At 60.0% G+C, this 7,870-nt stretch carries 7 protein-coding genes; 5 read left to right on the top strand and 2 right to left on the bottom strand.

Features of this window, described 5'->3' with window-relative positions; translation table 11 throughout:
• Nucleotides 1–1,102: molybdopterin-dependent oxidoreductase (locus tag GIW04_RS24960; RefSeq protein WP_236479297.1), on the bottom strand; the 1,102-nt coding region annotated here is incomplete at its 3' end.
• A gap of 433 nt (nt 1,103–1,535) precedes the next feature.
• Here GIW04_RS24960 and argF point away from each other — a divergent pair.
• A complete protein-coding gene (argF, locus tag GIW04_RS24955; RefSeq protein WP_003188973.1) occupies nt 1,536–2,456 on the top strand; it encodes an ornithine carbamoyltransferase in 921 nt (306 codons plus the stop codon).
• Complete coding sequence (locus GIW04_RS24950; protein ID WP_034135818.1) at nt 2,453–3,562, top strand: ABC transporter ATP-binding protein; 1,110 nt, start codon at nt 2,453–2,455, stop codon at nt 3,560–3,562. Before argF ends, GIW04_RS24950 begins: the two co-directional genes overlap by 4 nt.
• A gap of 135 nt (nt 3,563–3,697) precedes the next feature.
• Here GIW04_RS24950 and ybaK read toward each other — a convergent pair whose 3' ends face one another.
• Nucleotides 3,698–4,168, bottom strand: a complete 471-nt coding sequence (gene ybaK / locus GIW04_RS24945) for a Cys-tRNA(Pro) deacylase (RefSeq protein ID WP_120247570.1) — start codon at nt 4,166–4,168, stop codon at nt 3,698–3,700.
• Nucleotides 4,169–4,493: 325 nt separating this feature from the next.
• Between ybaK and GIW04_RS24940 the strand changes: the two genes are divergently transcribed.
• From GIW04_RS24940 to GIW04_RS24930, 3 genes are all read left to right on the top strand, one after another.
• Nucleotides 4,494–5,351, top strand: a complete 858-nt coding sequence (locus tag GIW04_RS24940; RefSeq protein ID WP_014717136.1) for an MIP/aquaporin family protein — start codon at nt 4,494–4,496, stop codon at nt 5,349–5,351.
• 76 nt (nt 5,352–5,427) lie between these two features.
• On the top strand, nt 5,428–6,933 hold the full coding sequence (gene glpK, locus GIW04_RS24935) for a glycerol kinase GlpK (protein ID WP_003188963.1): 1,506 nt from the start codon (nt 5,428–5,430) through the stop codon (nt 6,931–6,933).
• A 72-nt stretch (nt 6,934–7,005) separates the two neighbouring features.
• Nucleotides 7,006–7,761, top strand: a complete 756-nt coding sequence (locus GIW04_RS24930) for a DeoR/GlpR family transcriptional regulator (RefSeq protein WP_003188962.1) — start codon at nt 7,006–7,008, stop codon at nt 7,759–7,761.
• Nucleotides 7,762–7,870 lie beyond the last annotated feature (109 nt).

Here is a 7,870-nt window from a genome sequence, read left to right as displayed (position 1 = left end):
GTTCTCCACCGTACTCCGGACGCCCGGACACGCGGCTCTGCCAGCGGTTGAAATGGCCGCCGCTGGTGGAGGCCACCAGGTCCACCGCGGGGCTGGTGCAGAGCGCGCCGCCGACGCGGTCCAGATTGCCGGTCACCAGGTTGATCAGTTGCACCAGCCAATGGCACAGCGTGCCAAACGCTTGGGTCGAGACGCCCATGCGGCCATAACAAACGGCCTTGTCAGCGCCGGCGAAGTCCCTGGCCAACTGCCGAATCTGCTCGGCAGGCACCGCACACTGGCGGCTCATGGCCTCGGCATGAAAGCCGGCGATCGCCCTGCACACCTCGTCCAGGCCCTCCACCGGCAAATGACTATCGCGTGTCAGCCCTTCGGTGAACAAAGTGTTGAGCACCCCAAACAACAACGCCGCATCGCCGCCGGGGCGTACGAACAAGTGCTGGTCAGCAATGGCCGCCGTCTCGCTGCGCCGAGGGTCGACCACCACCACTTTTCCGCCTCGCGCCTGGATGGCCTTGAGGCGTTTTTCCACATCGGGCACGGTCATGATGCTGCCATTGGAGGCCAGCGGGTTGCCGCCGAGGATCAACATGAAGTCGGTCTGGTCGATGTCGGGTATGGGCAACAACAGGCCGTGGCCGTACATCAGGTGGCTGGTGAGGTGATGAGGCAGTTGGTCTACCGAGGTCGCGGAGAAACGATTGCGCGTCTTCAACAGCCCTAGAAAGTAGTTGCTGTGGGTCATCAACCCATAGTTATGCACGCTGGGGTTGCCCTGATACACCGCCACCGCGTTCTGGCCGTGCCGGGCCTGGATGCCCGCGAGCCGCTCGGCCACCAGGGCAAAGGCTTCATCCCAGGCAATCGGCTGCCATTGGCTGCCCACCCGCCGCATGGGTTGGTGCAGACGGTCCGGGTCGTTCTGGATGTCCTGCAGGGCCACGGCCTTGGGGCAGATATGGCCGCGACTGAAACTGTCCAAGGGGTCGCCCTTGATCGAGGTGATCGCCAGGCTACCGTCTTGGGCTTGGTTGGTTTCCAGGGTGAGGCCGCAGATAGCTTCGCACAGGTGGCAGGCACGGTGGTGGAGAGTCGTGGTCATGGCCAGTCTCTTTTATAGGGGCTTTGGCTCAACTATGGGCCGCGACCCCTTGAGGCGCCAGCAACCTTCGCGTTGTGAATCGACGGGCATAGGCCAGGCCATGGCTAAGCATGAGCAAATGTTTCAAAAACCTTGCCCACAGGCGCTGAAACCGACGCGACCTGGCCCAAGCCCGCCCCCGCGCATTGCAAAAGGCCTGGACGCCAGTGTACAAATGGCTCGCTGCTGTCAGGAAATCGTCTTCAAACGCGCGTCAGTGCCCTGCTTGAACACCCCTAAAGCCGTAGCCCTATTGGTAAAACGCGACATTTAATGTCAATATCGCGTCTTCCCCTATTTCGTCGCCCCGTGCGGCTTTCGCCGCAGGTCTCGCCCGTTGTCGCAATAAACAAGGCTTTGAGTATCTGCGGTCTGTTGCAAAAGGTAGTTAATGATGAGCGCAAGGCACTTTCTCTCCCTGATGGATTGCACGCCCGAAGAGCTGGTCAGCGTGATCCGTCGAGGCATTGAGCTTAAAGACCTGCGTAACCGCGGCGTACTGTTTGAGCCTTTGAAAAACCGTGTACTGGGGATGATTTTCGAAAAGTCCTCGACCCGCACACGCCTGTCGTTCGAAGCCGGCATGATCCAGCTGGGTGGCCAGGCGATCTTTCTGTCACCGCGCGACACCCAATTGGGTCGTGGTGAGCCGATCAGCGATTGCGCCATCGTGATGTCGCGCATGCTCGACGCCGTGATGATCCGTACCTTCGCCCACAGCACCCTGACCGAATTTGCCGCCAACTCCCGCGTGCCCGTGATCAACGGCCTGTCCGATGACCTGCACCCCTGCCAGTTGCTGGCCGACATGCAAACCTTTCTCGAACATCGTGGCTCGATCCAAGGCAAGACCGTGGCCTGGATCGGCGACGGCAACAATATGTGCAACAGCTATATAGAAGCGGCGATCCAGTTCGACTTCCACCTGCGTATCGCCTGCCCTGAAGGCTACGAGCCCAGCGCCGAGTTCATGGCCAAGGCCGATGGCCGTGTGCAACTGCTGCGCGATCCAAAAGACGCAGTGGTCGGCGCGCACCTGGTGAGCACCGACGTCTGGACCTCCATGGGCCAGGAAGACGAAACCGCCAAACGCCTGGCCCAATTCGCGCCGTTCCAGGTGACCCGCGCGTTGCTCGACCTGGCCGCGCCGGACGTGCTGTTCATGCACTGCCTGCCCGCCCACCGAGGCGAAGAAATCAGCCAGGACCTGCTCGACGATCCGCGCTCAGTCGCATGGGATCAGGCTGAGAACCGCCTGCATGCGCAAAAAGCCTTGCTCGAATTCCTCGTCCCGCCGTCGTACCACCACGCATGAGCCAGCCATTACTGCTGAACCTGCGCAATCTGGCATGCGGCTATCAAGACCAACGTGTGGTGCAGAACCTCAACCTGCACCTTAACGCCGGCGATATCGGTTGCCTGCTCGGCTCTTCGGGCTGCGGCAAGACCACTACCCTGCGCGCGATTGCAGGCTTTGAGCCGGTGCATGAAGGCGAAATCAGCCTGGCGGGCGACGTCATCTCCCGTGCCGGGTTCACCCTTGCGCCGGAGAAACGTCGTATCGGCATGGTGTTCCAGGACTACGCGTTGTTTCCGCACCTGAGCGTGGCTGACAACATCGCCTTTGGCATTCGCAAACACCCGCAAAAAGAGCGCGTGGTCGCCGAGTTGCTGGAACTGGTCAACTTGAAGAACCTGGGCAAACGCTTTCCCCATGAGCTTTCCGGTGGTCAGCAACAACGTGTCGCTCTGGCCCGCGCCCTGGCGCCGGAGCCGCAACTGCTGTTGTTGGATGAACCCTTTTCCAACCTCGATGGTGAGCTGCGCCGCAAACTCAGCCATGAAGTGCGCGACATCCTCAAGGCACGCGGCACCAGCGCGATCCTGGTGACCCATGACCAGGAAGAGGCCTTCGCCGTCAGTGATCATGTCGGGGTCTTCAAGGAAGGCCGGCTAGAGCAGTGGGACACGCCCTACAACCTCTATCACGAACCGCAGACGCCTTACGTTGCCAGTTTCATCGGCCAGGGGTATTTCATCCGTGGCCGGCTGAACTCGCCGGAATCGGTCAGCACCGAACTGGGTGACCTGCGCGGCAACCGTGCCTACACCTTGCCGACCGGTGCTGCGGTAGACGTGCTGCTGCGCCCGGATGACATCGTTTACGCACCGGGCAGCGCGTTAAAAGCCCGGATCGTCGGCAAGACCTTCCTCGGCGCCTCAACGCTGTACCGGTTACAGCTGCCGACCGGCGCTCAGTTGGAGTCGATTTTCCCCAGCCATGCCGATCACCAAGTGGGCGCAGAGGTGGGGATTCGTGTGGCGGCTGAGCATTTGGTGGTGTTCCAGGCATCCGGCAGCACGGCGGCGCAGATTCCTGCTGTTGAGTCAGGGGTGCGCCGCCACAGCGTCGCCCACTGACGAAACCGGGTCAAACTGTGGGAGCTGGCTTGCCTGCGATGCAGACAACTCGGGTTATCTGTCACACCGCGTTGATGCTATCGCAGGCAAGCCAGCTCCCACATTTTGATCCTCATAGACTTCAAAGAATGATTATCAGGTCCGACCAATCGGTGCGAATTTGGCCTGGGTGTGTGCTGCCAGCACCGCCGCTGGCAATTCAACTTCCAATCCTCTTCTGCCCGCGCTGACAAAAATCGTTGCAAAGGGTTGCGCCGTTTCATCGATAAACGTGCGCAGCCGCTTCTTCTGACCCAACGGACTGATGCCGCCCAACAGATAACCCGTTGAGCGCTGCGCCGCTGCCGGGTCAGCCATTTCGACTTTCTTCACACCCGCAGCGTGAGCCAGGGCTTTCAAGTCCAGACTTCCGACGACCGGCACCACCGCCACCAACAATTCACCCTTCTCACTGCTCGCCAGCAGCGTCTTGAATACCTGGGCCGGGTCCAAGCTCAATTTCTCCGCGGCCTCCAGCCCATAGGATGCTGCCTTGGGATCATGTTCATAACTATGGATACGATGTTCGGCGCGAACTTTTTTCAACAGGTCCAATGCGGGGGTCATAGCGGCTCCGGGCGGGCAAACTGATGGCCAATTCTAGGCCAAGACCACGTGAAACGCTCTAGCACAGTCCTATTACCGCTAAAGTGACGCGCCTTGAGCATGATCATTCACCACACCAATAGTTCGGAAATGACCAATGGTTCACTTTCGACCTTTGACAGCGGTCATTCTTGTCTATATTTTTTCGTTTCCGAATACCGTAGGAATAATCCTTTGGTACTCCTGCAATAAGCCGCGACCCAGGATGGGGATCCTTGCGCGGTGAATATCGCGCAACTGCCCGTTGAGGCCGTGCGCAAGACAAGAACAACAATTGAGGTTTTCCATGACAACTGCTCTTCAACAGCCTTCACTTTCGAGCCAATGCATGGCCGAATTCCTGGGCACCGCGCTGCTGATCTTTTTCGGTACAGGATGCGTCGCCGCGCTCAAGGTCGCGGGTGCGAGCTTTGGCTTGTGGGAAATCAGTATCATCTGGGGGGTCGGCGTGAGCATGGCGATCTACCTGAGCGCCGGTATTTCCGGGGCTCACCTCAACCCGGCGGTCAGTATCGCCCTGTGCATCTTTGCCGATTTTGAAAAGCGCAAACTGCCCTTCTATATTCTTGCCCAGGTCGCCGGCGCCTTCTGCTCCGCCGCCTTGGTGTACACGCTCTACAGCAATCTGTTTTTCGATTACGAACAAACCCACCACATGGTTCGCGGCTCCCAAGCCAGCCTGGAATTGGCCTCGGTGTTCTCAACCTACCCTCATGCGCTGCTGAGCACGGCTCAGGCGTTCCTGGTGGAAATGGTCATCACCGCCATCCTGATGGGCGTGATCATGGCCCTTACCGATGACAACAACGGCCTGCCACGCGGCCCGCTGGCGCCCCTGCTGATCGGCTTGCTGATCGCGGTGATTGGTAGCGCCATGGGCCCGCTGACCGGCTTTGCGATGAACCCGGCACGGGATTTCGGACCCAAGCTGATGACCTTTTTCGCCGGTTGGGGTGAAATGGCCTTTACTGGCGGTCGCGATATTCCTTACTTCCTTGTACCGATTTTCGCCCCGATTGTCGGCGCATGCCTCGGTGCTGCGGCTTATCGCGGTCTGATCGCTCGCCACCTGCCGAGCGCCGCACCGGCTATTGCTGAAGAAACACCTGACACGGCTGTCAACGGCAAGACTCGTATTTCCTGAAAGCGCCAGCCTGGTCCCCTGCCCTTCACGGCCCAGGCTGATTTCTGACTTCCTTATTTCGTCCAAGGCAATTGACATGACCGACCTTCAGAATAAGAACTACATCATTGCCCTTGATCAGGGCACCACCAGTTCCCGGGCGATCATCTTCGATCGTGACGCCAACGTGGTGTGTACCGCCCAGCGTGAATTCGTCCAGCATTACCCGCAGGCTGGCTGGGTCGAACATGACCCAATGGAAATCTTCGCCACCCAGAGCGCGGTGATGGTCGAAGCGCTGGCCCAGGCCGGCCTGCACCATGACCAGGTTGCAGCCATCGGTATCACCAACCAGCGTGAAACCACAGTGGTCTGGGACAAGGTCACCGGGCGCCCAATCTATAACGCCATTGTCTGGCAATGCCGCCGCAGCACCGAGATCTGCCAGCAGCTCAAGCGCGATGGCCATGAGCAATACATCAGCGACACCACTGGCCTTGTGACCGACCCGTACTTCTCCGGCACCAAGCTCAAGTGGATCCTCGACAACGTCGAAGGCAGCCGCGAACGTGCACGCAACGGCGAACTGCTGTTCGGCACCGTCGACAGCTGGCTGATCTGGAAATTTACCGGCGGCAAGACCCACGTCACCGACTACACCAACGCCTCGCGCACCATGCTCTTCAACATCCACACTCTGGAGTGGGATGCGAAGATGCTGGAGATTCTCGACATTCCCCGGGAAATGCTCCCGGAAGTGAAGTCGTCGTCGGAAATTTATGGCCGCACCAAGAGCGGTATTGCTATCGGCGGCATTGCCGGTGACCAGCAAGCCGCCCTGTTCGGCCAGATGTGCGTGGAAGCGGGCCAGGCCAAGAATACCTACGGCACCGGCTGCTTCCTGCTGATGAACACCGGCGACAAGGCGGTGAAATCCAAGCACGGCATGCTCACCACCATTGCCTGCGGCCCGCGCGGCGAGGTGGCCTACGCCCTGGAAGGCGCGGTCTTCAACGGCGGCTCCACCGTGCAATGGCTGCGTGACGAGCTGAAGATCATCAACGATGCCCACGACACCGAATACTTTGCCGGCAAGGTCAAGGACAGCAACGGCGTGTACCTGGTACCCGCCTTCACCGGTCTCGGCGCGCCCTACTGGGACCCGTATGCCCGTGGCGCACTGTTCGGCCTGACCCGTGGCGTACGCGTAGACCACATTATTCGAGCAGCCCTGGAATCGATTGCCTACCAGACCCGTGACGTCCTCGACGCCATGCAACAGGACTCGGGCGAACGCCTCAAGGCCCTGCGCGTGGACGGAGGTGCGGTTGCCAACAACTTCCTGATGCAGTTCCAGGCCGACATACTCGGCACCCAGGTCGAACGCCCGCAAATGCGTGAAACCACGGCCCTCGGCGCGGCCTACCTGGCAGGCCTGGCGTGTGGCTTCTGGGGCAGCCTGGACGAGTTGCGCGGCAAGGCAGTGATCGAACGCGAGTTCGAGCCACAGCTGGATGAAGCGGCAAAAGAGAAACTCTACGCCGGCTGGCAAAAAGCCGTGAGCCGCACCCGTGACTGGGAGCCGCACGAAAGCGCTGAATAAGGTGTAACTGGCAGGGAGCGGATTCCTGCGTCATCATGGGCCACTTTTGTATGGCAGCCCAAAGGACGCCCCATGAATCTGCCTCCCCGCCAACAACAAATCCTCGAACTGGTCCGCGAACGCGGCTATGTCAGTATCGAGGAAATGGCGCAGCTATTCGTTGTCACCCCGCAAACCATCCGCCGCGATATCAACCAGTTGGCGGACGCCAACCTGTTGCGCCGCTACCACGGTGGCGCAGCCTATGACTCCAGCGTCGAGAACACCGCGTACGCCATGCGTGCCGACCAGATGCGCGACGAGAAGCAACGCATCGGCGAAGCCATTGCCGCACAGATTCCCGATCACGCCTCGCTGTTCATCAACATCGGCACCACCACCGAATCCATCGCCCGTGCGCTGCTCAATCACAGCCATCTGAAAATCATCACCAACAACCTCAACGTCGCCACCATGCTCAGTGCCAAGGACGACTTCGATGTGTTGCTCACCGGCGGCAATGTGCGCCGTGACGGTGGCGTGGTCGGCCAGGCCAGTGTCGACTTCATCAACCAGTTCAAGGTCGACTTTGCCCTGGTGGGCATCAGCGGGATCGACGAGGACGGTAGCCTGCTGGACTTCGATTACCAGGAAGTGCGGGTTTCCCAGGCAATCATCGCCAATGCGCGACAAGTGATTCTGGCGGCAGACTCCAGCAAATTCGGGCGCAATGCCATGATTCGCCTGGGGCCGATCAGCCTGGTGGACTGCCTGGTGACTGACCAACAGCCGGTGCCGGCGTTGGTGCAAGTGCTGAATGAGCACAAGGTGCGGCTGGAAGTGGTGTAGCGCCTGTTCAGGCGTCATCGCGGGCAAGCCCGGCTCCCACAGTTTGAAATGCGGTCAAATGTGGGAGCCGGGCTTGCCCGCGATGACGGCCTCACTAACACCAATGCAT

This window comes from Pseudomonas sp. PA-4-8C (assembly GCF_021606625.1).
In the GTDB taxonomy this organism is placed as follows: domain Bacteria; phylum Pseudomonadota; class Gammaproteobacteria; order Pseudomonadales; family Pseudomonadaceae; genus Aquipseudomonas; species Aquipseudomonas lactis.
This window is presented reverse-complemented; position numbering and strand designations above follow the sequence as displayed.

Bases quoted from the DNA above. Each gene is read 5' to 3' on its own strand.
- argF (WP_003188973.1), top strand. From the start codon at position 1,536: ATGAGCGCAAGGCACTTTCTCTCCCTGATGGATTGCACGCCCGAAGAG.
- GIW04_RS24950 (WP_034135818.1), top strand. From the start codon at position 2,453: ATGAGCCAGCCATTACTGCTGAACCTGCGCAATCTGGCATGCGGCTAT.
- ybaK (WP_120247570.1), bottom strand. From the start codon at position 4,168: ATGACCCCCGCATTGGACCTGTTGAAAAAAGTTCGCGCCGAACATCGT.
- GIW04_RS24940 (WP_014717136.1), top strand. From the start codon at position 4,494: ATGACAACTGCTCTTCAACAGCCTTCACTTTCGAGCCAATGCATGGCC.
- glpK (WP_003188963.1), top strand. From the start codon at position 5,428: ATGACCGACCTTCAGAATAAGAACTACATCATTGCCCTTGATCAGGGC.
- GIW04_RS24930 (WP_003188962.1), top strand. From the start codon at position 7,006: ATGAATCTGCCTCCCCGCCAACAACAAATCCTCGAACTGGTCCGCGAA.